25 protein-coding genes are annotated in these 22,877 nt (G+C 42.4%); 13 read left to right on the top strand and 12 right to left on the bottom strand.

Annotated elements, in window-relative coordinates; genetic code table 11:
* Window positions 1–12: 12 nt before the first annotated feature.
* From ilvD to OFO00_RS07000, 3 genes are all read right to left on the bottom strand, one after another.
* A complete protein-coding gene (gene ilvD, locus OFO00_RS07010; protein ID WP_270865443.1) occupies window positions 13–1,686 on the bottom strand; it encodes a dihydroxy-acid dehydratase in 1,674 nt (557 codons plus the stop codon).
* A gap of 108 nt (window positions 1,687–1,794) precedes the next feature.
* Window positions 1,795–3,273: an SLC13 family permease gene (locus OFO00_RS07005; RefSeq protein ID WP_270865442.1), complete on the bottom strand. Its 1,479-nt coding sequence runs from the start codon at window positions 3,271–3,273 to the stop codon at window positions 1,795–1,797.
* A 264-nt stretch (window positions 3,274–3,537) separates the two neighbouring features.
* Complete coding sequence (locus OFO00_RS07000; protein ID WP_270865441.1) at window positions 3,538–4,986, bottom strand: hypothetical protein; 1,449 nt, start codon at window positions 4,984–4,986, stop codon at window positions 3,538–3,540.
* Between the two features lie 135 nt (window positions 4,987–5,121).
* On the opposite strand from OFO00_RS07000, the gene OFO00_RS06995 reads away from it, so the two are divergent.
* Window positions 5,122–6,753 carry a CTP synthase gene (locus OFO00_RS06995; RefSeq protein WP_270865440.1) on the top strand — a complete coding sequence of 544 codons (1,632 nt, stop codon included), beginning with the start codon at window positions 5,122–5,124 and terminating at the stop codon, window positions 6,751–6,753.
* Window positions 6,743–8,320: a single-stranded-DNA-specific exonuclease RecJ gene (gene recJ / locus OFO00_RS06990; protein WP_270865439.1), complete on the top strand. Its 1,578-nt coding sequence runs from the start codon at window positions 6,743–6,745 to the stop codon at window positions 8,318–8,320. The genes OFO00_RS06995 and recJ overlap by 11 nt, the downstream gene beginning before the upstream one ends.
* Before the next feature lie 43 nt (window positions 8,321–8,363).
* Here recJ and OFO00_RS06985 read toward each other — a convergent pair whose 3' ends face one another.
* The 5 genes from OFO00_RS06985 to OFO00_RS06965 form a co-directional block, all read right to left on the bottom strand.
* Complete coding sequence (locus OFO00_RS06985; protein ID WP_270865438.1) at window positions 8,364–8,702, bottom strand: hypothetical protein; 339 nt, start codon at window positions 8,700–8,702, stop codon at window positions 8,364–8,366.
* Window positions 8,699–9,916 carry a hypothetical protein gene (locus OFO00_RS06980; RefSeq protein ID WP_270865437.1) on the bottom strand — a complete coding sequence of 406 codons (1,218 nt, stop codon included), beginning with the start codon at window positions 9,914–9,916 and terminating at the stop codon, window positions 8,699–8,701. Before OFO00_RS06980 ends, OFO00_RS06985 begins: the two co-directional genes overlap by 4 nt.
* 8 nt (window positions 9,917–9,924) lie before the next feature.
* Window positions 9,925–10,173: an HP0495 family protein gene (locus OFO00_RS06975; RefSeq protein WP_270858703.1), complete on the bottom strand. Its 249-nt coding sequence runs from the start codon at window positions 10,171–10,173 to the stop codon at window positions 9,925–9,927.
* Window positions 10,160–10,624 carry a cyclic pyranopterin monophosphate synthase MoaC gene (gene moaC / locus OFO00_RS06970; protein WP_270862857.1) on the bottom strand — a complete coding sequence of 155 codons (465 nt, stop codon included), beginning with the start codon at window positions 10,622–10,624 and terminating at the stop codon, window positions 10,160–10,162. Before moaC ends, OFO00_RS06975 begins: the two co-directional genes overlap by 14 nt.
* Window positions 10,625–10,850: 226 nt before the next feature.
* Window positions 10,851–11,336: a hypothetical protein gene (locus OFO00_RS06965; RefSeq protein ID WP_270865436.1), complete on the bottom strand. Its 486-nt coding sequence runs from the start codon at window positions 11,334–11,336 to the stop codon at window positions 10,851–10,853.
* A 113-nt stretch (window positions 11,337–11,449) separates the two neighbouring features.
* On the opposite strand from OFO00_RS06965, the gene OFO00_RS06960 reads away from it, so the two are divergent.
* The 4 genes from OFO00_RS06960 (at window position 11,450) to OFO00_RS06945 (ending at window position 14,364) form a co-directional block, all read left to right on the top strand.
* Window positions 11,450–11,893, top strand: coding sequence for a hypothetical protein (locus OFO00_RS06960; protein ID WP_270865435.1), 444 nt, complete (start codon window positions 11,450–11,452; stop codon window positions 11,891–11,893).
* Window positions 11,894–11,992: 99 nt separating this feature from the next.
* The gene (locus OFO00_RS06955; protein WP_270865434.1) at window positions 11,993–12,835 is read left to right on the top strand and encodes a DUF3737 family protein; all 843 of its coding nucleotides are present in this window, start codon (window positions 11,993–11,995) and stop codon (window positions 12,833–12,835) included.
* A 1-nt stretch (window position 12,836) separates the two neighbouring features.
* A complete protein-coding gene (locus OFO00_RS06950) occupies window positions 12,837–14,006 on the top strand; it encodes a MalY/PatB family protein (RefSeq protein WP_270865433.1) in 1,170 nt (389 codons plus the stop codon).
* 64 nt (window positions 14,007–14,070) lie between these two features.
* A complete protein-coding gene (locus OFO00_RS06945) occupies window positions 14,071–14,364 on the top strand; it encodes an HIRAN domain-containing protein (RefSeq protein WP_270858709.1) in 294 nt (97 codons plus the stop codon).
* A gap of 94 nt (window positions 14,365–14,458) precedes the next feature.
* On the opposite strand, the gene OFO00_RS06940 is transcribed toward OFO00_RS06945, so the two are convergent.
* From OFO00_RS06940 to rpsT, 4 genes are all read right to left on the bottom strand, one after another.
* Window positions 14,459–15,301 carry a universal stress protein gene (locus OFO00_RS06940; protein ID WP_270865432.1) on the bottom strand — a complete coding sequence of 281 codons (843 nt, stop codon included), beginning with the start codon at window positions 15,299–15,301 and terminating at the stop codon, window positions 14,459–14,461.
* A 74-nt stretch (window positions 15,302–15,375) separates the two neighbouring features.
* A complete protein-coding gene (locus OFO00_RS06935) occupies window positions 15,376–15,819 on the bottom strand; it encodes a hypothetical protein (protein WP_270865431.1) in 444 nt (147 codons plus the stop codon).
* 101 nt (window positions 15,820–15,920) lie between these two features.
* Complete coding sequence (prfA, locus tag OFO00_RS06930) at window positions 15,921–16,988, bottom strand: peptide chain release factor 1 (RefSeq protein ID WP_270858712.1); 1,068 nt, start codon at window positions 16,986–16,988, stop codon at window positions 15,921–15,923.
* A gap of 10 nt (window positions 16,989–16,998) precedes the next feature.
* Window positions 16,999–17,268, bottom strand: coding sequence for a 30S ribosomal protein S20 (rpsT, locus tag OFO00_RS06925; protein WP_270858713.1), 270 nt, complete (start codon window positions 17,266–17,268; stop codon window positions 16,999–17,001).
* Between the two features lie 150 nt (window positions 17,269–17,418).
* On the opposite strand from rpsT, the gene glmM reads away from it, so the two are divergent.
* The 7 genes from glmM to OFO00_RS06890 all read left to right on the top strand — a co-directional run bounded on the left by glmM (window position 17,419) and on the right by OFO00_RS06890 (window position 22,855).
* Complete coding sequence (gene glmM, locus OFO00_RS06920; protein ID WP_270858714.1) at window positions 17,419–18,759, top strand: phosphoglucosamine mutase; 1,341 nt, start codon at window positions 17,419–17,421, stop codon at window positions 18,757–18,759.
* Window positions 18,752–19,204, top strand: coding sequence for a signal peptidase II (lspA, locus tag OFO00_RS06915; RefSeq protein ID WP_270865430.1), 453 nt, complete (start codon window positions 18,752–18,754; stop codon window positions 19,202–19,204). Before glmM ends, lspA begins: the two co-directional genes overlap by 8 nt.
* Window positions 19,201–19,593, top strand: a complete 393-nt coding sequence (locus OFO00_RS06910; RefSeq protein ID WP_270865429.1) for an SHOCT domain-containing protein — start codon at window positions 19,201–19,203, stop codon at window positions 19,591–19,593. The genes lspA and OFO00_RS06910 overlap by 4 nt, the downstream gene beginning before the upstream one ends.
* Before the next feature lie 11 nt (window positions 19,594–19,604).
* Window positions 19,605–20,036: a CopD family protein gene (locus tag OFO00_RS06905; protein ID WP_270858717.1), complete on the top strand. Its 432-nt coding sequence runs from the start codon at window positions 19,605–19,607 to the stop codon at window positions 20,034–20,036.
* A 52-nt stretch (window positions 20,037–20,088) separates the two neighbouring features.
* Complete coding sequence (gene nhaA, locus OFO00_RS06900) at window positions 20,089–21,252, top strand: Na+/H+ antiporter NhaA (protein WP_270865428.1); 1,164 nt, start codon at window positions 20,089–20,091, stop codon at window positions 21,250–21,252.
* Between the two features lie 18 nt (window positions 21,253–21,270).
* Window positions 21,271–21,942, top strand: coding sequence for a uracil-DNA glycosylase (ung, locus tag OFO00_RS06895; protein ID WP_270865427.1), 672 nt, complete (start codon window positions 21,271–21,273; stop codon window positions 21,940–21,942).
* 97 nt (window positions 21,943–22,039) lie between these two features.
* Entirely contained in the window at window positions 22,040–22,855 is an 816-nt protein-coding gene (locus OFO00_RS06890) for a transporter substrate-binding domain-containing protein (RefSeq protein ID WP_270865426.1), read from the top strand.
* The last annotated feature ends 22 nt before the right edge of the window (window positions 22,856–22,877 follow it).

The following is a 22,877-nucleotide window of genomic DNA, read 5'->3' as shown; positions in this document are numbered from 1 at the left end:
TTAAATTTAAATCTACGCTTCTAGTATCGCGCCACTGCTGGCGTTGGTTACTAGTTTTTGGTATTGGCGAAGCCATCTGCCCTCGACCTTTTTGCCTTCGTATTTCCACGCGGCACGGCGAGCGGCAATTTGGGCGTCGCTTAGGCGGACATTTATGCTGAAATTATCCACATCGATATCGATTATATCGCCGTCTTTGAGTAGCCCTATCATACCGCCCTCGGCTGCTTCTGGGCTTACATGGCCGATACTTAGCCCCCTTGTGGCACCGCTAAAACGCCCGTCTGTGATGAGCGCGACATCAGCACCTAGCCCACGGCCCACGATTAGGCTAGTTGGGCTTAGCATTTCTTGCATGCCAGGACCGCCTCTTGGGCCCTCGTAGCGTATGACGACTACATTTCCTTTTTGCACTTTTCCGCCCGAAATCCCCTCGATTGCCTCGTCTTGGCTGTTAAAACAAATCGCCTTGCCACTAAATTTGCGCTCACCGATGATTCCAGCGGCTTTTATGACACAGCCTTGCTCGGCCAAATTTCCGAACAAAATCGCTAGTCCGCCACGCTTAGAATACGCGTTTGCTACGGTGTGGATTATGTTTTCGTCCTTGATATCGTCGTTTTGGATACGCTCGCCTAGGCTTTCGCCACTGATTGTGAGTAAATTTAAATCAAGCAAAGAGCTATCAAATTTGCTTATTTCCTTCATTATAGCACCTAATCCGCCTGCTTTTTGCACATCTTGCATATGAACTCCTGGTAGGCTTGGGCTGACTTTGGCTATGTGAGGCACACTGCGCGAAATTTCGTTTAATTCCGCGATATCAAGCGGTGCGCCCGTTTCGCGCGAGATTGCGAGCATGTGCAAAATCGTATTTGAGCTACCGCCCATTGCCATATCCATAACCATGGCGTTGCGGATCGATTTTTCGTTGATTAAATTTCGGATTTTAAATCTCTCATCAAGCGCAATTTCGCAAATTCTCCTAGCAGCTGCGCGCAGTAATTCCTCGCGCTCAGGCGTAAGGGCTAGGATAGTTCCGTTGCCTTTAAGCGCGATTCCAAGAGCTTCGCATAGGGTATTCATGGAGTTTGCAGTAAACATACCAGAGCAACTTCCTCCACCAGGACATGCTGCGCACTCGATAGCTTTGAGTTCTTCTTCGTTAATCTTGCCGGTCTCATACGCGCCAACAGCCTCAAATGCGGTATTTAAGTCGATTTGTTCGCCACCTAGCCCCTTGCCAGCGGCCATTGGACCGCCACTAGCAAAAATCGTAGGCACATTTACTCTCAAAGCTCCCATTATCATGCCGGGCACGATTTTATCGCAGTTTGGTATGCAAAGCAGGGCGTCTAGTTTGTGAGCGTTCATCACGGTTTCTATCGAATTTGCGATAATCTCGCGACTTGGCAAGGAATAAAGCATTCCGCTATGCCCCATTGCGATACCATCATCAACGCCGATTGTATTAAATTCAAACGGCACACAGCCATTTTTACGAATTTCGTCTTTTACGATTTTGGCATATTCGTTAAGATAAAAATGCCCCGGAATACACTCGATAAAGCTATTTGCCACGCCGATAAACGGCTTATCAAAGTCCTCGTCCTTTAATCCTGTCGCGCGAAAAAGTGAGCGGTGCGGTGTGCGTGTGTAGCCCTTTTTAACGATATCGCTTCTCATAAAAATCCTTTGAAATGAAATTTGGTGATTTTATCAAAATTTTAATAAATTTTAGCAGGTGAAATTTGGCAGAATTTAGTAGTTGCGAGAAAATCTCGCAACTAAATTTTATGCAAAAAATAGATAAACATAAAGCGATACTATCACTGCACCAGCAAAGGCTAGGTAAGCACCTGCTTTAATCATATCCATTTGTTTAATCATGCCAGTGCCAAAAACTAGGGCATTTGGCGGAGTTGCTACTGGCATTACAAACGCACAACTTGCGCCGATACCAATTACGATTGTAAGTGTTTCTTTTGGCAAGCCCATGTGAGCTGCTACGCCCGCAAATACAGGCACCAAAAGCGCAGCCGAGGCTGTGTTACTAGTAAATTCTGTAAGGCAGATGATAAATACAGCAGTTACAAGCAATACCAAATACACAGGCGCGTCTTTGAAGGTATCAGCTACTAGGTTTCCTAGCACGCTAGAAGCCCCTGACATGCCTAGCACCGCACTTAGCGTTAGTCCCCCACCAAATAGCATTAAAACACCCCACTCTGTGTTTTCAGCCACATCGTGCCATTTAGCAAGGCCTAGCATTACCACAGCGATTGCAGCGCACACAGCGACATAGGAGTCGTCGATTTTAAAGCCGATTACCTTGCTAATGTCTTTTGAGAAAATCCACGCAAACGCAGTAATTACGAAAACTATGACGGTAAGTATGCGCTTGTTGTTCCATGGAATTTCTTCGAGTTCGATCTCGACTTTGTGATTTAAATTTGGGCGGAAGACCAAATATAGCACCACTAACATTAATGGAAGCATTAAAAGCATTACCGGAAGTCCAACCTTCATCCAATCAGCGAAATTCCAGCCCAAAGCCTCAGCTGCGATGATGTTTGGCGGTGAGCCAACAATCGTGCCAAGTCCTCCGATACTAGCTGAATAGGCAATTCCTAAGAGTAAAAAGACGATTGTGCCACGATCTTCTTTTTTCTTTGCGTCCAAATTTGCGCAAATTCCAAGCGCAAGCGGTAACATCATCGCAGCAGTTGCGGTATTTGATACCCACATTGATAAAAGCGCGGTTGTGATACATATCAAAATCGCAGCCACGCCAAGGCGTCCGCCGGCTTTTTGGATAAGCCATGTTGCGATTTTTTTGTCGAGTTTTTGCATGTGAAGTGCCGTAGCTAGGGCAAATCCACCAAAAAATGTAAAAATCGTAGGGTTTGCGAAATTTGCCAAGGCATTTTTTAGCGTCAAAGCCGTAAATTCACCGTCTTTGCCAAATTTACCAATCCCAATCGCCACAGCCAAAACTGGCACCATAAGCGCTGTAATCGTGATATGCACAGCCTCTGTAAGCCACATAATCGCGATAAATGCCAAAAGCGCCAAGCCCTTTTTGACATTTGGCTCAAACGGCAAGACATTGTAAAGCGCAAATGCGATCAACGCCGCTACTATCGCAATGATAATGCCACGCTTCGGAAACGAATCAACATCGGTTAGTTGCGCTACTTCTGCAACTTCTTCCGAGTTTTGCGGTTCTAGGTCTGGGAAGTTGTGCCCACGCACCTTGATTTGATCAGGCATGTTACTCCTTTTTTGTAAGATTTTATGAATAATACAAAATTAGGTTGGAAATTTATTAAAATTGCGTTAAATAAAATTTGAAAATTTTTTTGTGCGTTACTTATGGTAACAAAATTTTAAAATTTGGCGAAATTTTAAAATTTTTATAAAATAATATTAATAAATTTTATCCTTTAAATTTGATTTAAATTACAAATTTTCACAAATTTAAAATTTAAAATGGTCAAATTTAAACGCTCTGCGCGCATAAATTTGACCTAAGAGTTATTGAAGCGGGATATTTTCGCCGTTTAGTTGCAATAAATTTGAAGCCTTATCGTAGCTAAAATCAAGCCTTACGCCATTTCCCTCAGGGCGTAAAAACTGCGCCGAATACAGCTCGATTAGCGGTGCGAACGGGCGCAGGCTATCGTAATCAGAGACAAACTCGCCAAGGCTTGTGTCGATTTTAGCGCTGCCGCTGGCGCTCATTTTCGCAAACAGCGTCTCCTCATCGACGAAATCGCCCACGACGCCCTTTGCGCTAAGGCTAAATTTTTTGCCGATGCTGTTTTCGAAGGATAAATTTTTCAAATTTAGCGAAATATCATCTTTGAGCAAATCTCTTAAAATTTGCGGATTTTTCGCTAGTTCCTCTGCTTTGTTTTGGTTCGCAAATGCAAGCTCACGGTAAAGTTTCTCGCTCATAGCGATGTCGCTATCGATTGCGACATTTCGCACTAGCACATCTGCGACTTTGAGGTTTGCTATGCGCGATTTATCGTCCATAAAGTATTTTCCGCCACTAATCCTAGTCTCGCCCTCACTAGAAGCGTCATTTGCGACGATAAATCTATCGCCCTCCACGGTGATTAGGGCGTTTTTGAGGCTGGAAGTATAGCTCATATCAGCTAGGAAATAATCCACTAGCTCTGCGCCCTTTTTGATGCCGTTTTTGTATTTCATATCGTAGTTAAGGCCCTGCATTTCGATATCCACACCCTCTACGCCATAAACGAAAAATTTATCCAAACTCAAATTTAGGGTTTTTAAAATTTCGCCATTTAAATCGCTAACTCCGCCAAAATTTAGCCCGCTTAAATTTATCATCACCCCCTCGTTTGAGTATTCGGCGTCTGCTACTTGGATAATAAATTTAATATCAGTTGCGATTGTGACGCGGTTTGTAACGATTTCCTCGGTTTTGAAAAATTGTTTTAAAATTTCAGCATAGTGTGGAGTAATGGTTTTGATTTTGCCCTCGATCTGCGCGCCATCAGCGATATTTGCGACACTGTGCGCGATAGTATAATCATACCTAAACTCCAAATCCTGCGGGAAAATTTCATCCATTTCGGAATTTAACTTTTGCAAATCCTTAGCTTCTGTCTCGCCATGCACGCTAGCTACGACTGCGGCTAGCTGATCTTTTAGGGTTTGTTTTTTAATCACGCCGGTAAAATATCCAGCAGACGAGCTATCGCCTCGGTCAAATTTACGCTCTTTGACCTCGAAAAACTGGCTATTTTCTAGCATTTGGTTAATGTATTTTTCGGCTAGCTCGCCAGCTTTGTTGCCAACCACGCTATCAATAGCCTTAGCGATAGGGTTTGCGGGCGCGCTTTGCTCTACTTTTGGCTCGTTTTGGCTCTCGCCCTTATCTTTGCTTGGCAAAAAGGCAAAACCCAAAATTAGCACGATTACAGCCACTATGGGAACAAGAAATTTTTTCACAGCTTCTCCTTAAAATTTGGATTAAATTCAAAAAGACATTGTAACCAAAAATAATAAAATTTTAAATTATCTATCTTTAACCAAAACAAAGATATAATTTCGCCATTAATCAAAATCAAAATTTAGGATATTTCTATGTCAAAACAAACGAAGTATATTTTTGTGACGGGTGGCGTGTTAAGCTCCCTTGGCAAGGGTATTGCGGCGGCATCGATTGCGACACTTTTGAAGCACTCGGGGCTTAAAGTTCGCATGCTAAAAGCAGATCCATACATCAATGTCGATCCAGGCACTATGAGCCCGCTAGAACACGGAGAGGTTTTTGTCACCGATGACGGGGCTGAAACTGACCTTGATTTGGGACATTATGAGAGATTTTTGGACGAAAATTTAAGCCAAGATAACAACTTCACCACAGGTAGAGTTTATAGCGCGGTAATCGAGCGCGAGCGCAGGGGGGATTATCTAGGCAAGACTATTCAAGTAATCCCGCATATCGTGGGCGAAATCGTGCGCCGTATCAAAAAAGCGGGCGAAGACAATGACATTTTAATCGTCGAAATCGGCGGAACCGTGGGCGATATCGAGGGTTTGCCGTTTTTGGAGGCGATAAGGGCTATGAGAGTGGAGCTTGGGCGCGCAAACACCATGAATATCCACCTAACGCTAGTTCCATATATCAAGGTCGCTGGCGAGCTAAAAACCAAACCAACCCAGCACAGCGTGGGCGAGTTGCGCCGTATCGGTATCAGTCCTGATATGATAATTTGTCGTTCGGAAATGCCTTTAAATCGAAATTTAAAGGATAAAATCGCGCTAAGTTGTGGCGTGGATAAAAACTGCGTCATCGAAAGCCCAGATAGCCAAAGCATATATCAAATTCCACTCGCATTTATGAACCAAGGAATTTTAGAGCCGATTGCGAGCTTCCTAAATTTAGGCGTTTTAAAGCCAGATATGAGCAAATGGGACAGTCTAGTCAAGCGTGTAATCGCTCCGACTAATGAGACCACAATCGCATTTGTAGGCAAATATATCGACCTTAAAGAGAGCTACAAATCCCTAACCGAGGGCATTATCCATGCAGGGGCTACTCTGGATACTAGGGTAAATCTCAAATGGATTGATAGCGAAAAAATAGAAGAGTCAAATTTAGATGAAATGCTAAGCGATGTAAATGGCGTGCTAGTAGCCGGGGGATTTGGCGTGCGTGGCGTAGAGGGCAAAATTTTAGCCATAAATTACGCTAGGACGCACAAAGTGCCGTTTTTAGGCATTTGCCTTGGTATGCAATTATGTATAATCGAATTTGCGCGAAATGTGCTAGGCATAAAAGACGCAAATTCAATCGAATTTGACGAAAACACCAAAAGTCCGCTTATTTATCTCATTGATAGCTTTATCGACGCAAGTGGTAAAAAACAAATCCGCACGCACAAAAGTCCGCTAGGTGGGACTATGCGCCTTGGCGGATACGACTGCGATACCAAAAAAGGCTCACTGCTAGCCAAAATTTACGATGGCGCAAAGACCATTAGAGAGCGCCACAGACACAGATACGAGGCAAACCCTGAATATAGAGCCGAATTTGAAAAAGAGGGTTTGATTGTATGTGGCGAATCAAACGGCCTAATCGAGGCGGTGGAGTTAAAAAATCATCCGTTTTTTCTAGGTGTGCAGTTTCACCCAGAATTTACTAGTCGCTTAGTGCGCCCAAATCCTGCGATTTTGGGCTTTATCGAAGCTTCTATTAAAAATGTTAGGTAAAAACGAAGTAAGGGAAATTTTACAATCGAGGTTTGCAAATGATAAACACACAAAACTTAGTGAAATTCCCTTACCAAGCCAGCTCAAAGATATCTATAAGGCTGCATTGCGTATAAAAACTGCCATTGATGAAAATGAACGCATAGCAGTCGTGGGTGATTACGATGTCGATGGTATCGTAAGCACCGTGATTATGAGCGACTTTTTTAACCAAATCGGCGCAGATTATGTCATAAAAATCCCGAATCGCTTCACTGACGGATACGGACTAAATAACGAAATAATCGACGAATTAGAGGGTATCGGGCTAATAGTTACCGTTGATAACGGCACTTCGGCGATAGAAGCAGCGCAAATTTGCGCTAAAAAGGGCATTGATTTAATCATCACAGATCACCACATGCCACCACCCGTCCTGCCAGAAGCCTACGCTATCGTCAATCCAAAACAACCAGACTGCACCTTCCCAAATGTCGAAATTTGCGGGGCGCAGGTCGCGTGGTATCTAGTGGGCGCGCTCAAAGAAACCCTTGGCGTGAATTACGATATGTCTAGCCTAATGGATATCCTAATCATCGCTATAATCGCCGATATGATGGAGCTTAGAGATATGAATAGGGCGCTTTTGCGCTATGGTATCAAAAAGCTAAATAACTCAAATCGGGCTTGTTTTAAGGCGATTAAAGAGCATTATTTCAAAAAACATTTCGAATTCGACGACATTAGCTACACGATTGCTCCGCTGATTAACTGCACGGGGCGCATGGACGATGCGACGATGTCGTATAAATTTCTGTGCGCGCGCGATATCAGAGAGGCAAACCAATACCTAAAAATGATAGATAATATTAATAATTCTCGTAAAGAAGAAGAAAAAGCTCTTTACGAGCAAATCGCGCAAAGTATCAACGAAGACGACAATATTATCGTGGTTTGGGGTGATGAGTGGCACGAGGGGATTATCGGAATCGTGGCTTCGCGCCTAAGCAAAACTTACAAAAAACCAGCGATTGTTTTTAGCGTGCATGAGGACCGCGCCAAGGGAAGCGCTAGGAGCGTGGGGAAATTTGATATTTTAAATTTAATCTCATCGCAGGCTGAAATTTTAACCACTTACGGCGGACATAAGGGTGCAGCTGGTGTGGGGATTGAGCCTGCGAATTTAGAGGAATTTAGGCGCAGGGTAAATGCGAAAATCACGCCTGATGATTTGGAGGATTTCAGGGCGGCGGACGATTTGCTAGGCGAGCTAGAAGTTTCGCAAATCGACTTTGAACTGCTTGAAATTTTGGAATTTTTCGAGCCTTACGGGCAGAAAAATCCAAAGCCTGTATTTAATATATGTGGTGCGAGTGTAAGCAATATCCGTCAAATCGGCAAAGAGGGCAAACATATCAAAATGAGTATCCAAAAAAATGGCGCCAGCGTCGAGGCGCTGTGGTTTAACTATGATTTTTTGCCACGCGAAAATCAGAGAGTGGATTTGATTTTTAGCATAAATAAAAATAATTTCAGAAGTGTAATCTCGCCAGAACTTGTGATAAAGCAGATGAGCCCGGCTGAGTAAGGCATGAAATTTGGGTTAAATTTAGCGTGAATTTAGCCCAAATTTAGGATTTTTTCCATTGTTTTACCTCCATTACATCTCCCATCATATCTTCATCGCCCTCTTCTTCATCAAGCCACCACCACTCTTTCACATTATCGATAAACCATTTTTCCTTTATCAAATAAACATAAGCAAAACTGCCTAAACTAGAAAAACCATTTTCGCCCCTAATGGCATAATATGTGTTTTTGTCTTGCTTTTGCATATTGCACTCTTTGGCGATTTTGTCAATCTGCGCGTAAAGCGTTTCTGGGCGGTATTTGCCCTCACGCAGGATTTTTTCCTCGTCAAGGACAAATCTCGTTCCCATTAGCGGATAGGTGCTATTTTCGCCACTCATTTGCTCTCGCCTTTGTTTTTCATCTTTGCAAGTGCATCAAGTGCGCTTTCATAGGCTTTTTTGCTGATTTCGCGCGCTTTTTGGCTCATATTTTTCGCCATATCCGTTTTGATTTCGCTAAGCTTCTCGCTCATTTCCTTTTTAAAGCTACCGAATTTCTCATCAAGCTCGAAATTTTCGATAATCCTCTCGCCCTTTTCCTTCCATTGCGCGCTTAGATCCTTGGCCTTTTCGCCAAATTTCATTTCGCTGATTTTATCGCTTAGCACCTCGCCAAGCTCGCCATAAATTTTCTTAAATTTCGACAAATACCCGCCAAATTCCTCCTGCGCTAATTTTTCGATTTCGCTTTTGGCTGGCTCGCCAGCGCGGGAGATTGCATCGCTTAAAACAGCCGTGAAAATGTCGCTAGTCTGGGCGATTTGCGCCTTTTTTTGCTCCAAGGTCTGCACGCTCTCATCAGGGCTCACGCTCATATCGTCTAGGTATTTTTCAGCCACTTTGGTGATCGCATCATATACGCCAAGCACGGCTCCTCGGATTAGAGCCGGGGCAGTATTTTTGCTCTCGTTTGCCACGAAAATCGCGCTTTCGATGATGAGCTTGGCTATCTCTTTTAGGCGGAAGCGGGTAAATTCACCCTCGCTAATAGCGTAAAATGCGATATTTTTCGCCGTATGATGCGCCGTATCCTCGATATCATCGCCGTTTTCAAGCACGCTGATAAACGCCATTTCACTAGCTTCCTTCAAAACATCGGCAAGCAAAAGCGAGTTTTTGCTAAGCTCGCCAAGAGCGTCAGAGACTATGATTTTTTCGTTTTCGCCCAAATTTGGGAGCAAATTTTCGATTTTTTCGTAGCCGTTTTCGACTAAATTTAAAAGCTCTCTTTGTGAGGCTAGGATTTTTTTGCGTAAATCGTCGTATTCGTAAAACAGGCTATAAAGCTCCTTTTCGCCCTCTTCGCAAAGTGCCTTTTTCGCGCCGTTTATGACAGATTTGGCGTTTGATTTGTTTAAAATTTTAAGTTCCTGCAACTCGGCGCAAAGTGCGCTAGTAAGGGTCGCAAATTTAGCGGTTTTCTCATCTTTGCTTAAATTTCCAAATTCGCTTTCGCACGCTAAAAATGCCAAATTTTCGATACTTTCAGTAATTTGCGCCTCGCTTGCGCTGCGTAAATTCTCGCCAAATTTCGCTACTAATTCCTCTTTCATACTCTCTCCTATAATACAAATTTAAAATTTTTCTTTAATTTCTCAAAAACGCCCAGCCTGTGAGCCTCGCTGGCTACCAAGACCGAAATATCAAAGCTAGCGTATTTTCCGCCGTTTGAAAATTTCGAAAATTTCAGGCTGTATTCCTCGCTAGCTAAAACCTCGTCAATCTTTTCTTTTTTTTGCGTGGCGCACTCGATGATGACCTTGTATTTCCACTGCGCCGGATAGGCGATTACAGGCTTACTCTCTAACATACACGCCACTTTTGCCACCCTCTTTGCGCTCTAATATTATATCTGAAATGCGCATTGATTTATCCACGGCCTTAACCATATCATAAATGGCTAGTAAGCCCACGCTCACGCCAGTTAGAGCCTCCATTTCCACGCCTGTTTTACCAGTAATTTTTACCGTAACATAGAGTTTAAAAGCGTTTGGCAACTCTTCAATTTGTGTTTTTACCGAATTTATCATTAGCGGGTGGCACATTGGGATTAGTTCGCTTGTCTTTTTTGCCCCCATGATAGCCGCTACAACGGCGGTTTGAAGCACGGGGCCCTTTTTGCCATCGCCCTCTTTGACTGCGCGAAATGCGGCCTCGTTTAGGTGGATTATCCCGCTGGCTGTGGCGGAGCGCTGGGTGTCATCTTTGGCGCTGACATCGACCATGCGTGGCATATTGTTTTCATCTATGTGTGTTAGCATTGATTTTCCTTGGAATTTGATTTGGCGGGATTATAGCAAATTTTTGGGCATAAAAAAAGCCTAGACCCGAAAGCCTAGGCAAATACAAAAAGGAGGTTTTTATCTTGTCGGACAGGGGGATTATACTACTAGTTTGGTAAATAAATGATTAATATGTGATATAAAAATGATAATTTAAGTATATTTTAATATGCGAAATTTGGGAATTTCGCATATTTTTTTATTTTCAGACTTTGAACATTTTCATCAATGTGCCAATATCAAGCCCAGCTTGCCCACCATTATCTGCGCCAAAACCAGCCTTGTTTCCGCCACCGATGATATTGCCTAGGATTCCGCCTAGATCGTTCATATCGATTTTGCCGTCGCCGTTTGTGTCAAATTTCGCCACAGCAAGCTTGCCGATAAGCGCGGTAAAATCTACGCCTGATTTATCTACTGAGTTTGCGTTTGCTCTCTCTCCGCCGCCTAAAAGTCCGCCTAACACAGCTCCAATCATATCGCTGCCGCCGCCATTACCCATAGCATTTGCAGTGTTGCCTTTCAAAAAGTTATTGCTAACGCCGGCGATTAGGGCATTTACTTGATCATCAGGCAGATCGACACCTAAAAATTTCTCGATAAATGCAACTGGGTTTGCTTGGAAATTGCTGACATTTCCCTCGTCGCTTTTTAGCGCAGAAACCATTTTCATAAGTGCGTTTAAATCCATAATAGCTCTCCTATCATTAAAAATTTGGCTGATATTTTAGCAAAATTTTAATAACAATCATTAAAATTTACCTTTTTTACCTAAAATTACGCAAAAATTTTCAAGGAGAAAAAATGAAAAAATTTTATCTTGTTTTGGCGATTTTATGCGGTTTAACTCACGCAAATGAGGATAGCGACAAGCTATTTGGGGATACTAAAATTTCCTTGCCGTGCGATTTAAACACAGCCTCGTGTCTTAGCAATGCTGGTGGCGAGAGCGCGAGCTTTGCAATCATACCAGCGCCGATTGTAGCGATGAGCGAGAGCGAGGTTGTGGTTAGCGGGATTTTGCGCGAGCTAAAAAATCCAACCCTAAAAATCAAAGGAATTAGCATGAATATGGGAAATTTCGAAAGCCCGCTTGCCCGCTTTAACGACGGCTCATACCATGCTAAAATCATGGTCGCAGCCTGCCACAGCCCTATCATGCGCTACAAACTCGAAATTTTCGAAAATGGCGAAAGCACAGGACATTTTATCTATTTTGATTTGCGCAAAACGCCAAAACACAAATAAATCAAATTTTGCATAATTAGGCAAGAAATTTGCAATATTGTTCTATTAAAATTTTAAAAATTTTGGTATAAAAAGGTAAATTTATCACAAGGAAAATTTATGCAAACATTAAAACAAATGCGATTTAGTGGTGAAAGAGCACTTTTTGGCGCGAAAAATTTAAAAATAGAAAATTCTGTTTTTTGCGACGGCGAATCACCGCTGAAAGAGAGCTGCGACATAATCGTGCAAAACTCAAAATTTGAGTGGAAATATCCGTTTTGGTATGCGAAAAATATCGAAATCTCAAACTGCCTTTTCGATGAAATCGCGCGCGCAGGTATCTGGTATAGTCAAAATTTAAGGCTAAGCGATTGCGTTTATGGCGCGCCAAAGGGGCTTCGCAGAGTGAAAAATGCGCACATTGAAAATGTCCAATTCACTGACGCGCTAGAAACCCTGTGGCACTGCGAGGATATCGTGCTTAAAAATATCAGCGCAAAAGGCCCATATTTCGGGCTTGATTGCCAAAATTTAGAAATACAAAATTTAAATCTTTTTGGCGATTATTGCTTTGACGGCTGCAAAAATGTAAAAATAAAAAATTCAAAACTTCTTAGCAAAGACGCGTTTTGGAACTGCGAAAATATCCTAATCGAGGATTGTTTCATCGCAGGCGAGTATTTTGGCTGGAATTCCAAAAATGTCACTCTGAAAAACTGCAAAATCGAAAGCCTGCAAGGATTTTGCTATATGCAAAATTTGCGCCTAGAAAACTGCGAGCTCATAAACACGACCTTGGCGTTTGAATTTAGCGATGTGCATGCCGAAATCATCGGCGAAATCGACAGCGTGAAAAACCCGCGCTCAGGGCTAATCAAAGCCGCTAAAATCCGCGAGCTGATCCAAGACGGCACGACAGACGCGAGCAAAACAGAGATTATCACTGAATTAAGGGCGTAAAATGGCGTATGAATTTGACAATCTGCCAAACCGCGCTGGCACAAAATCGCTAAAATGGGAAGTAGGTGAGGGCGAGCTTGCAATGTGGGTTGCGGATATGGATTTTGCCGTAGCACCTGAGATTTATGAAGCCCTAAAAAAACGCCTTGATGAGCGTGTTTTTGGATATTCGATCCTAGATGATGAGTGGGAAAATGCCTATACTTCGTGGTGGAAAAGGCGCCATAATTACGAAATCAAAAAAGGCTCTCTAACTTACGCTGGTGGCACGCTAGCAGCGATAAATTCGCTAATTCGCAAGCTTAGCGCGCCCGGAGAAAATGTCGTAATACTAACGCCTGTTTATAACTGCTTTTTTTACTGCATTAAAAATATGGGCAGAAATACCCTTTCTTGCGAGCTTAGATACGAAGAGGGCGAGTATTTCATCGACTGGGGAAATTTGGAATTTTGCCTAAAAGACCCGCAAACATCGCTATTACTGCTCTGCAATCCGCACAATCCTATCGGCAGGACCTTGCGCAAGGACGAGCTAATGAGAATCGGCGAGCTGTGCGAAAAATACGGCGTCATCGTCATCAGCGATGAGGTGCATTGCGATATCACTGAGCCTGGCGTAAATTACACTCCATTTGCCGCTGCTAGCGAGGTTTGCGCTGGACTTAGCGCAAATATCATCGCTGCGACAAAGGCGTTTAATATCGCTGGTTTGCAAACAGCGGCTGTTTTTACCCCAAATCCAAAACTGCATAAAAAAGTCAGCCGTGCGCTAAATGGCGATGATATCGCAGAGCCTAGCTTTTTTGGGCTAATTGCGGCGATTGCGGCGTTTGAGCGGGGCGAAGCGTGGTTGGAAGAGATGAGAGCGTATGTGAGCGCAAACCGCAAATTTGCCAATGAATTTATCGCGCGCGAACTGCCAAAAGTGCGTAGCGTAGCGCAAAATGCGACATATTTAATGTGGCTTGATGTAAGCAGGTATTGCGATGAGGGCACGAAATTAGCCAATTTTATCCGCCAAAAAACAGGGCTTTTCCTAAGCCATGGCGCGCAATACGGCAAGGGCGGAGAGAAATTTTTGCGATTAAATATCGCAACTTCGCGCAAAAATGTGATTGATGGTCTATCTAGGCTAAAAACTGCGCTTGATTTGTGGGAAGGACAAATTTAAATTTCGACATAATATGTCAAAATTTCACGCTAAAATAGTGGAAATTTCATAAAAGGAGCGCGAAATGAAAAAGATTTATTTCACAATCACGGGGCTAAATTTCTACTATGGTTGGGAATTTTTGAAGGAAAATATGGTCGTAAATCTCGAAAAAGAGCCAGATAATAAATACGACCGCGAGGCAATCGTCGTGAAATTGGAGGGTTTTGGCAAAATCGGCTATGTCGCAAACAGCACCAAAACTGTCATCGGCGAGAGCATGAGTGCAGGTAGGCTTTACGATAAATTTAAGAAAAAGGCAAAAGGTAAAGTTTTATTTGCGAGTGAGCGGGGCGTGATTTGCCGTTTTAAGGGCTAAAATTTAGGCGCAAAATTTGGTGAAATTTTGAAATTTGGTAGAATTTTGAAATTTAAAGAAATTTGGTAAATTTGGGGCGAATTTGCCCCAAATTTTAACTTAAAACTAAAATCGGCACAAGAGCGTTGTGCAAGATATCCTCTGAAACGCTTCCTACAAAAAGCTTTTTGAAAAAACTCTTCGTAAATGCGCCAGTCGCGATTAAGTCTAGGTTATTTGCGCGACGATATTTTATAATCTCATCGCCCGGAACATCGCCTGAGACGCTTACAAATTCGGCGTTTTCGCCTTTTAAAATTTCTCTTGCGACTTCAAGCGTTTTTTGCGATTCTTCGGCGTCGTTATTTACATTTATGACATATTTTTTCGCGTCTTTTAGAAGCTTGGCTTCTTTTGTGAAATTTAGAGTTTTTTGCGCAGCCTCTGTGCCGTCAAACGCCACAAGCACTGAGTTTATCGGGCTGAAATCTTTATTTACCAAAAGGGCTGGAACTTTCATTTCTTTAATCAGCATAGTTGCGTTAAAGCCCACATCTTCGCTGTTTGTGCCCTTTATGCCTAGCACGAAAATTCTAGCCTCGTCTTTGTATTCTTCGATGATTTCGATGAAATCGCCGTCGCGCAAAATCGCGCTAGCGCTTACGCCCTGAGCCTTTGCCTCATCTACGCATTTATCTAGCCATGCTTTGATTTTGCTCTCATCTACTTCGTTGTCTTTGCCGTCAAACGCCCCATACTGCGATATTACCATATCATTTTCGCCCAAAACTATCCCGCCAGCTGCAAGTCCGTAAAAATTTTGACCAAGCTCGGGAGTTTCGATTACATGGATAAACACAGCCTCGGCGTCAAGACGCTTTGCAGTGTAGATTCCATAATCGCAAACAGGTTTTAAAAGCGCATTTTCATCAACGCAGATAAATACTTTTTTGCTCATAGCTATCCTTTTGATTAAAATTCGAAAGAGAATAGCAAAATTTAGAATAAATTTCGTTTAAATTTCACTATTTTTTATTTTTCGTCGCCTTTTTCGATAAATTCAAAATAATCGTTTGAATTTTCATCAAATGTGTGGTTTTTCGTGTGATAGTAGTATAGATACGCTAAGCCAACGGGTGCGATGATGATAGAAAACGCAAAAAGCACTATCATAACTACAAGTTTCCAAATGAGCAAAAACACGGCATTTACGATAAAAAAGTTGTTTCCAATGATGAAATTTACGATACTTTCATACACAAATCTCGCATACGGATACAAAAGCGCGCAAATTGCATAAAATACATAGATAAAAAAATCCATGCCAGCAAATTCCTTGCCACTCCTTGCTGCCATACTCTCTGCCGAGTAGCTTTGCGCCCAGATCAAAATCACAGCCAAAACTGCGCCAAAGATAAAATGTCTAAAATAATACGCCTTGTCCAATCCGCCAAAAGTTTTTTGCCAAATTCCCATGAAATTTCCTTTTTTTAAAATTTAAGAAGGGGATTATAACCCCCCCCCATTAAAAACAGATAAAATTTTGATTAAATTCGATTTATAGATAAAATTTAGCTTTACAGCCCTGCGTTTGCAATCGCTTCGGCCTGTGCGTTTGTGATGAGCGGATCGATGATTTCGTCAAAAAGCCCGCCTGCCATTATCGCGTCTAAGCGATAAAGTGTTAAATTTATGCGGTGGTCTGAAATGCGGTTTTGCGGGTAGTTATAGGTGCGAATTCGACCGCTTCTATCGCCTGTGCCGACTTGATCTTTTCGTTCGGCGCGCTCTTTTTCTAGGCGTTCTTGCTCTTGCAAGTCATAAAGCCTAGCTTTTAGCACTTTCATCGCGGCTTCTTTGTTTTTGTGTTGGCTTTTGCCGTCTTGGTTGGTTACGACTAGACCTGTCGGTATATGCGTGATACGAACGGCGCTATCAGTGGTATTAACTGATTGTCCGCCATGCCCTGAGCTACGCATGACATCGATACGCAAATCACTATCTTTGATTTCGATTTCGCTATCTTCGATTTCAGGCATCACAGCAACCGTGATAGCAGAGGTATGCACGCGTCCTTGACTTTCGGTTTCAGGCACTCTTTGGACTCTGTGCGTGCCGCCTTCAAATTTAAGCCTTGAATACGCCCCGTCGCCCTTAACAAGCAGAATAACTTCTTTAAAACCGCCCACGCTTCCTTCGCTTTGGCTTACGATTTCGCATTTATAGCCGCGAAGTTCAGCATAACGCAAATACGCCCCTAGCAAATCTCCCGCAAAAAGCGCAGCCTCGTCGCCGCCAGTTCCAGCGCGAATTTCAAGGAAGATATTTTTATCATCATTTGGATCTTTTGGAAGAAGTAAAATTTTGATTTGCTCTTCGAGTTCGTCTTTTTCGAGTTCTAAATTTTTAAGCTCCTCTTTGGCAAGCTCGCCAAGCTCAGGATCGCCTAATAAATTTTTGTTTTCCTCGATATCAGCGACAACCTTTATATACCTATCTGCGGCGTTTTTTATCGGCTCGATACCTCTTTGCTCTTTGGAAAGCTTTGTCATATTTGAAATATCGCTTGCGATACCTGGATCACTAAGGAGCCGTGAAAGCTCCTCGTATCGGTCTAAAAAGGGTTGTAATTTTTGGGCTAACATTTAATGATAATTATGCGACTTTTAGTGTATTTACTAGTTTTGCCAAGCGGCTAACTTTTCTGCTTGCAGTTTCTTTTTTCAAAAATCCACGGCTAACGAAAGCGTGGAAGCTTTGATTAACTACTTTTAGCGCTGCCTCGGCTGCTGCTAGGTCTTTACTATCTACTGCTTCTCTTACCGCTCTTGTCATGTTTTTTACTCTTGTGCGGTAAAATCTATTGCGCTCTGTTTTTTTCACAGTTTGTCTAGCGCGTTTTTCGGCTGATTTGTGATTTGCCATTTTTATCCCTTTAAATGAAAATATTAAACTCGTGATTATACTACAAAAATTTTAAGCGTTGCTGAAATTAAGCAATTTTTAAAAGAAATTCGATTATTAAACTTTTTTTGCTAATATTGCGAGAATTTTGATTTATAAAGGATTAAATTTATGAAACTTTTCGGAACTGACGGCGTCAGGGGCAGAGCGGGCGAGTTTTTGACAGCTGAACTTGCTATGAGATTAGCTATGGCAGCTGGAATTTATTTTAGGAAAAATTCCGTTACAAATATGATTTTAGTCGGTAAAGACACTAGGCGAAGTGGCTATATGATAGAAACTGCGATTGTGGCTGGACTTACTAGCGTGGGATACAATGTCCGCCAAATCGGCCCTATGCCGACCCCAGCAATCGCGTTTTTGACAGAGGATATGCGCTGTGATGGCGGAATCATGATAAGCGCTTCACACAACCCATACTATGATAATGGCATTAAATTTTTCGATCACACGGGCTTTAAACTCGACGAAAAAGAGGAAGCTGAAATCGAAAAAATCTATTTTAGCGACGAGCTAATCGCCGAGGCTAGAAAGCAAATGATGGAAATCGGCGTGGCAAGGCGCGTCGATGATGTCATTGGCAGATACATCGTCCAGCTTAAAAATTCATTTCCAAAAAACAAAACATTGCACGGGCTTCGCATTGTGCTTGATTGCGCAAATGGCGCAAGCTACAAGGTCGCTCCGACGGTGTTTAGCGAGCTTGGCGCAGAAGTGATAGTTCTAGGCGATGAGCCAAATGGAAAAAATATCAACGAAAATTGTGGCGCCTTGGCTCCGCAAAATTTGGCAAGCGAAGTAAAAAGATTGCGCGCTGATGTTGGATTTGCCTTTGACGGGGACGCTGATAGATTGGTCGTCGTCGATGATAGCGGTCAAATTTTACACGGAGATATTTTGCTTGGCGTTTTGGCGCTGTATTTAAAAGAGCTTGGCAAGCTTCAAAACGACCAAATCATCGCAACCGTGATGAGTAACGGCGCGCTTGATGATTTTTTGGCAAAACACAAAATTTCCGTGCATAGATGCAGTGTGGGCGATAAATTTGTGCTAGAAATGATGAAAGAGAAAAAGGCGAATTTCGGTGGCGAGCAAAGCGGACATGTGATTTTTGGCGATTATGCTAAAACAGGCGATGGAATCGCCTCTGCGCTTCAATTTGCAGCGTGTATGCTCGGTATGAATAAAAAAGCGAGCGAGCTAGCAAATTTAATCAAGCCTTATCCGCAAATTTTGCGAAATTTAAAGATTACAAATAAAAAACCGCTTGAAAAAATTGCTGGGCTAAAAGAGCTTGAAGAAGAGATCAAAAAAGATAAAATTCGCACGCTGTTTCGCTACTCTGGCACGGAAAATTTGATCCGTTTGCTTTTTGAGGGCAAAAACGCAAAAGCTCTGGAAAAATGGGCGAACGAAGCGGAGAAATTTTTCAAAAAAGCGTTAAATGACTAGAAAATTTATTAAATTTGTCCTGATTTTTACGCTTGTTTTGGCACTTGATCAATTTATAAAATTTATATTTTTAAATGGTTTTTCGTGGGAGGGCGAGTATTTTTCGCTGATACTGACCTTTAATAGAGGCGTGGCGTTTTCGATGTTAGCTTTTTTGGGCGAGAGTTTGAAATTTATCCAGCTTGGGCTAATCGCGCTTTTGGCTTGGTATGTTTTTAGCCAAAAAGAGCTTTTTAACGCTCACTGGCTTCCTTTTGGCATTTTGCTTGGAGGCGGGATTTCAAATGTGCTAGATCGCTTTATCCACGGCGGAGTTGTGGATTATGTGGCGTGGCACAAATGGTTTGAATTTGCGGTTTTTAACTTTGCTGATGTGATGATTGATTTAGCGATTGTCATATTTTTGTGGCAAAATTTGAAAATTTCAAAGAAAGGCAAAATTTGAAAAGAAACAATTATATCGCGTATGCGCTGTGGTTTGCCGGAGCTTTTTCGTGGGCTGTGGGATTGCCGATTGGTGGCGGTTTGCACCGAATTTATTGTGGTAAATTTGTCAGTGGATTTGCGCAAATCGGGCTGTATTGGGCTGGGATTTTTACGCTGTATTTTTTGCTAGGGCTTGTGATTTTGCCGATTTGGCTTCTTTGGGTGCTTTTTGATCTATTTTTCGTAGGAATTTGGGTTGAGGATATCAACGAAGAAGCTGGCGAAGGCGTGGCTGAGGATTATTCACAGCGTCTTAAAAAGGTAGAGGTCCTATACGAGCTTTTCCAAAAAGGGGCGATTAGCAAGGAAGAATTTGAGGCTAGAAAAGATATTTTAATGAGAGATTGAAAGGAAGAAAAATGAGTTATTATTGGTTTAAATTTATCCACTTTGTGGGCTTTATTTCGTGGATGGCGATGCTGTTTTATCTGCCACGCCTATATGTTTATCACGCTGAGAATTTGGACAATCCAAATTTTGTCAAAGTTGTGAAAAAAATGGAAAAAATGCTCTATCACGCCATTGGCTGGATAGCTTTGGCGGTTACGATTTTTAGCGCGGTTATGCTGATTTTGCTAAATCCGGGACTTATGAAAATGGGCTATTTCCACCTAAAATTACTTTGCGCTGTTTTAATGGTGGCTTATCATTTTTGGCTTCATTATTATTTGATTAAATTCGAAAAAGACGCCTGTAAAAAAAGTGGCAAGTATTTCCGTGCGCTAAATGAAATTCCAACGATTCTGATGATAGGCATACTTTATGCTATGTTAATCATGCCAAATCAATGAGAATTTAATGAAATTTATACTAAAATAGACAAATTTGTTCAAAGGGAGAATCATGCAACGCATAATCAAAAAAATCCTATCCAGCGAAAGTAGTGCTGGCGTAATCCTCCTTTTATCCGCAGTATTTGCTATCATCGCACAAAATGTCGATATTTTATCTCCGTATTACCGTGAGTTTATCCACACGCACATCGTCATGGGTATCGGCAAACTAAAACTCGATGAGGATATGCACTTTTGGATAAACGACTTTTTAATGGCGATATTTTTCTTCGCTATCGGTTTGGAGCTAAAACGCGAAAAAATCGAAGGTCAGCTTCGCCATTTTTCTCAAATTTTGCTTCCTAGCTTTGCTGCTCTTGGTGGCGTTATGGCGCCTGCGATTATCTTTACGATACTTAACTGGGGCGATAGCGAGGCTTTGAAGGGCTGGGCGATTCCTACGGCTACTGATATTGCCTTTGCCGTGGGCGTAATGGCGCTACTTGGCAAACGAATTCCAGCAAGTCTTAAAATTTTCGTCTTAACACTGGCGATTATGGACGATTTGTGCGCGATTTTGATTATTGCGCTTTTCTACTCATCTACGATAAATATCTCTTACCTAATCGGCGCAGGAATTTGCGTGGCGATTATGTTTATAATGAATAAAATGAAGGTAGATAAAAAACTGCTTTTCGTCATTATGTCGCTTATTTTGTGGGTAATGGTGCTAAACTCTGGTATCCACGCGACAATCGCTGGCGTTGTGGCTGGATTTTGTATTCCGCTACAAACTCGCTCTGGCTCAATGCTAAAAGATATGGAGCATGGACTTGCATATCCTGTGAATTTTTTCATTTTGCCGATTTTTGCCTTCGCAAATGCGGGCGTAAGCCTAGCTGGTATGAGCCCTAGCTATCTATTTGGCCCAGTTCCAATGGGTATCGCGCTTGGCCTATTTTTCGGCAAACAATTTGGAATTTTCGCATTTAGCTGGCTACTTATCAAGGGCAAAATCGCCTACTTGCCAGAAAATGCAAACTGGGCGCAACTATACGCTGTAAGCATAATTTGCGGTATTGGATTTACAATGGCGCTATTTGTCGATGGTCTAGCTTATGGCGGAAGCGACATTTATCACCACACAGACAAACTCGCTGTTTTCATCGGCTCTATCGTCTCAGGTCTGGTCGGATACATCGTGGCTAAGGTCGTAGGACCAAAACCAGCTTAAATTTAGGGGCAAAATTTAGTGTTAAATTTAGCCTCATTTCTTAGTGCGCGCGAGTGGAGAGATCTACTGCGCGCCGAATTTCAAAGCGAAAATTTCAAAAATTTAGAGCGCAATCTAGCTCAAATTTCACAAACTACCCAAATTTACCCACCGCTAAATTTAATCTTTAACGCCCTAAATTTGACCCCATTATCAAATTTAAAAGTCGTAATCATAGGTCAAGACCCCTACCATGGCTCAGGCGAGGCTATGGGGTTAGCATTTAGCGTGCCAGATGGGGTAAAAATCCCGCCAAGTCTAAAAAATATTTTCAAAGAAATCACCGCAGATATCGGCTCGTGCGCCATAAGTGGGGGCGATTTGATCCCATGGGCGAGGCAGGGCGTGCTACTACTAAACTCCACTCTAAGCGTGAGTGCGGGCGTGCCAAATTCGCACGCTAAGCTTGGCTGGGGCGAATTCACAGACGCCATAATCGCCAAAATCAGCGAAAACTGCGAAAATTTAGTCTTTATGCTCTGGGGAAATTTCGCCATAAAAAAGGCAAATTTGATTGACGCAAATCGCCATTTAATCCTCACAGCCCCACACCCTAGCCCGTTAGCGCGCGGTGGGTTTTTTGGGTGCAGACATTTTAGCAAATGTAATGAATATTTAGCTTTAAAAGGTAAAAATACAATACTTTGGTAAATTTATCAAAATACTAGGTATTTTAAAATTTAATTAAACATTTTAAGTATATAATCAGCGCCTAAATTTTTATCTACACTAAAAAAAAAGGAAAAAAATGAATAAAATTTTATTCGCACTAGCTTCTAGTGCGCTACTTTTTAGCGGAGTTTGCGCCAAAAGCCTAGCAGAAATCAAATCTAGCGGAACAATTCTAATAGCCGTCCATGATGACGAGGCTCCATTTGGCAAGCTAAATGGCGACAAATACGAGGGTTTTGAAATAACCCTAGCCGAGGCTGTGGCTGCGAAAATTTTCGCAGGTAGCGAGGGAAAGGTGGAATTCGTAGCGTCTGCAAACGATGAGACCTCTTATAGATTATTGCAAGATGGCGCTGTGGATATGGCTGTCTCGACCCTAGTCCCTACCGCCGAGACTGAGAAGCTCGCTGATTTTTCTAGCCCGTATTTTAGCGTAAATGTCGGTATCCTAACCCGCAAAGCAGACGCGATAACAAGCATAAAAGATCTAAAAGACAAAACAATCCTAGCCATGCCAGGAAGTATCGGCGAAAAATATTTCCAAAAACAAGGCTATACTATCAAAGAGTGCGATAGTGCGGGTGCCTGCGCTAGGGCGCTACTTGAAAATCAAGGCGATGCTTATGCTGATGAAAACATCATCGTAATGGCGTTTCCAGTGATAAATAGAGAAGTCGAAGTCCCGCAAAAAAACCTCGGAGCCTCTGAGTTTAACTCAATCGGCGTGCAAAAGGGCAACGCAGATTTGCTAAAAGCAATCGACGCTGCGCTTGTGGAGCTATCTAAAACCGGCTTTTTCGAAACAGAGTTTAACAACCACATTTCCCCATATTACAAGGGCACAGCCGAGAAAAAATACTTCTTGCTAGATGATATTTATAATCTACTTTAAGCTTTAAATTTTTAAAATTTTG

This window comes from Campylobacter sp. VBCF_04 NA7 (assembly GCF_027737405.1).
In the GTDB taxonomy this organism is placed as follows: Bacteria; Campylobacterota; Campylobacteria; order Campylobacterales; family Campylobacteraceae; genus Campylobacter_B.
The sequence above is the reverse complement of the archived record's forward strand: the minus strand, read 5'-3'. Positions and strand labels throughout refer to the sequence as shown.

What these genes read in the sequence shown, in the direction of transcription:
- ilvD (WP_270865443.1), bottom strand. Translation starts at nt 1,686, where the DNA reads ATGAGAAGCGATATCGTTAAAAAGGGCTACACACGCACACCGCACCGC.
- OFO00_RS07005 (WP_270865442.1), bottom strand. Translation starts at nt 3,273, where the DNA reads ATGCCTGATCAAATCAAGGTGCGTGGGCACAACTTCCCAGACCTAGAA.
- OFO00_RS06995 (WP_270865440.1), top strand. Translation starts at nt 5,122, where the DNA reads ATGTCAAAACAAACGAAGTATATTTTTGTGACGGGTGGCGTGTTAAGC.
- recJ (WP_270865439.1), top strand. Translation starts at nt 6,743, where the DNA reads ATGTTAGGTAAAAACGAAGTAAGGGAAATTTTACAATCGAGGTTTGCA.
- OFO00_RS06985 (WP_270865438.1), bottom strand. Translation starts at nt 8,702, where the DNA reads ATGAGTGGCGAAAATAGCACCTATCCGCTAATGGGAACGAGATTTGTC.
- OFO00_RS06980 (WP_270865437.1), bottom strand. Translation starts at nt 9,916, where the DNA reads ATGAAAGAGGAATTAGTAGCGAAATTTGGCGAGAATTTACGCAGCGCA.
- OFO00_RS06975 (WP_270858703.1), bottom strand. Translation starts at nt 10,173, where the DNA reads ATGTTAGAGAGTAAGCCTGTAATCGCCTATCCGGCGCAGTGGAAATAC.
- moaC (WP_270862857.1), bottom strand. Translation starts at nt 10,624, where the DNA reads ATGCTAACACACATAGATGAAAACAATATGCCACGCATGGTCGATGTC.
- OFO00_RS06965 (WP_270865436.1), bottom strand. Translation starts at nt 11,336, where the DNA reads ATGGATTTAAACGCACTTATGAAAATGGTTTCTGCGCTAAAAAGCGAC.
- OFO00_RS06960 (WP_270865435.1), top strand. Translation starts at nt 11,450, where the DNA reads ATGAAAAAATTTTATCTTGTTTTGGCGATTTTATGCGGTTTAACTCAC.
- OFO00_RS06955 (WP_270865434.1), top strand. Translation starts at nt 11,993, where the DNA reads ATGCAAACATTAAAACAAATGCGATTTAGTGGTGAAAGAGCACTTTTT.
- OFO00_RS06950 (WP_270865433.1), top strand. Translation starts at nt 12,837, where the DNA reads ATGGCGTATGAATTTGACAATCTGCCAAACCGCGCTGGCACAAAATCG.
- OFO00_RS06945 (WP_270858709.1), top strand. Translation starts at nt 14,071, where the DNA reads ATGAAAAAGATTTATTTCACAATCACGGGGCTAAATTTCTACTATGGT.
- OFO00_RS06940 (WP_270865432.1), bottom strand. Translation starts at nt 15,301, where the DNA reads ATGAGCAAAAAAGTATTTATCTGCGTTGATGAAAATGCGCTTTTAAAA.
- OFO00_RS06935 (WP_270865431.1), bottom strand. Translation starts at nt 15,819, where the DNA reads ATGGGAATTTGGCAAAAAACTTTTGGCGGATTGGACAAGGCGTATTAT.
- prfA (WP_270858712.1), bottom strand. Translation starts at nt 16,988, where the DNA reads ATGTTAGCCCAAAAATTACAACCCTTTTTAGACCGATACGAGGAGCTT.
- rpsT (WP_270858713.1), bottom strand. Translation starts at nt 17,268, where the DNA reads ATGGCAAATCACAAATCAGCCGAAAAACGCGCTAGACAAACTGTGAAA.
- glmM (WP_270858714.1), top strand. Translation starts at nt 17,419, where the DNA reads ATGAAACTTTTCGGAACTGACGGCGTCAGGGGCAGAGCGGGCGAGTTT.
- lspA (WP_270865430.1), top strand. Translation starts at nt 18,752, where the DNA reads ATGACTAGAAAATTTATTAAATTTGTCCTGATTTTTACGCTTGTTTTG.
- OFO00_RS06905 (WP_270858717.1), top strand. Translation starts at nt 19,605, where the DNA reads ATGAGTTATTATTGGTTTAAATTTATCCACTTTGTGGGCTTTATTTCG.
- nhaA (WP_270865428.1), top strand. Translation starts at nt 20,089, where the DNA reads ATGCAACGCATAATCAAAAAAATCCTATCCAGCGAAAGTAGTGCTGGC.
- OFO00_RS06890 (WP_270865426.1), top strand. Translation starts at nt 22,040, where the DNA reads ATGAATAAAATTTTATTCGCACTAGCTTCTAGTGCGCTACTTTTTAGC.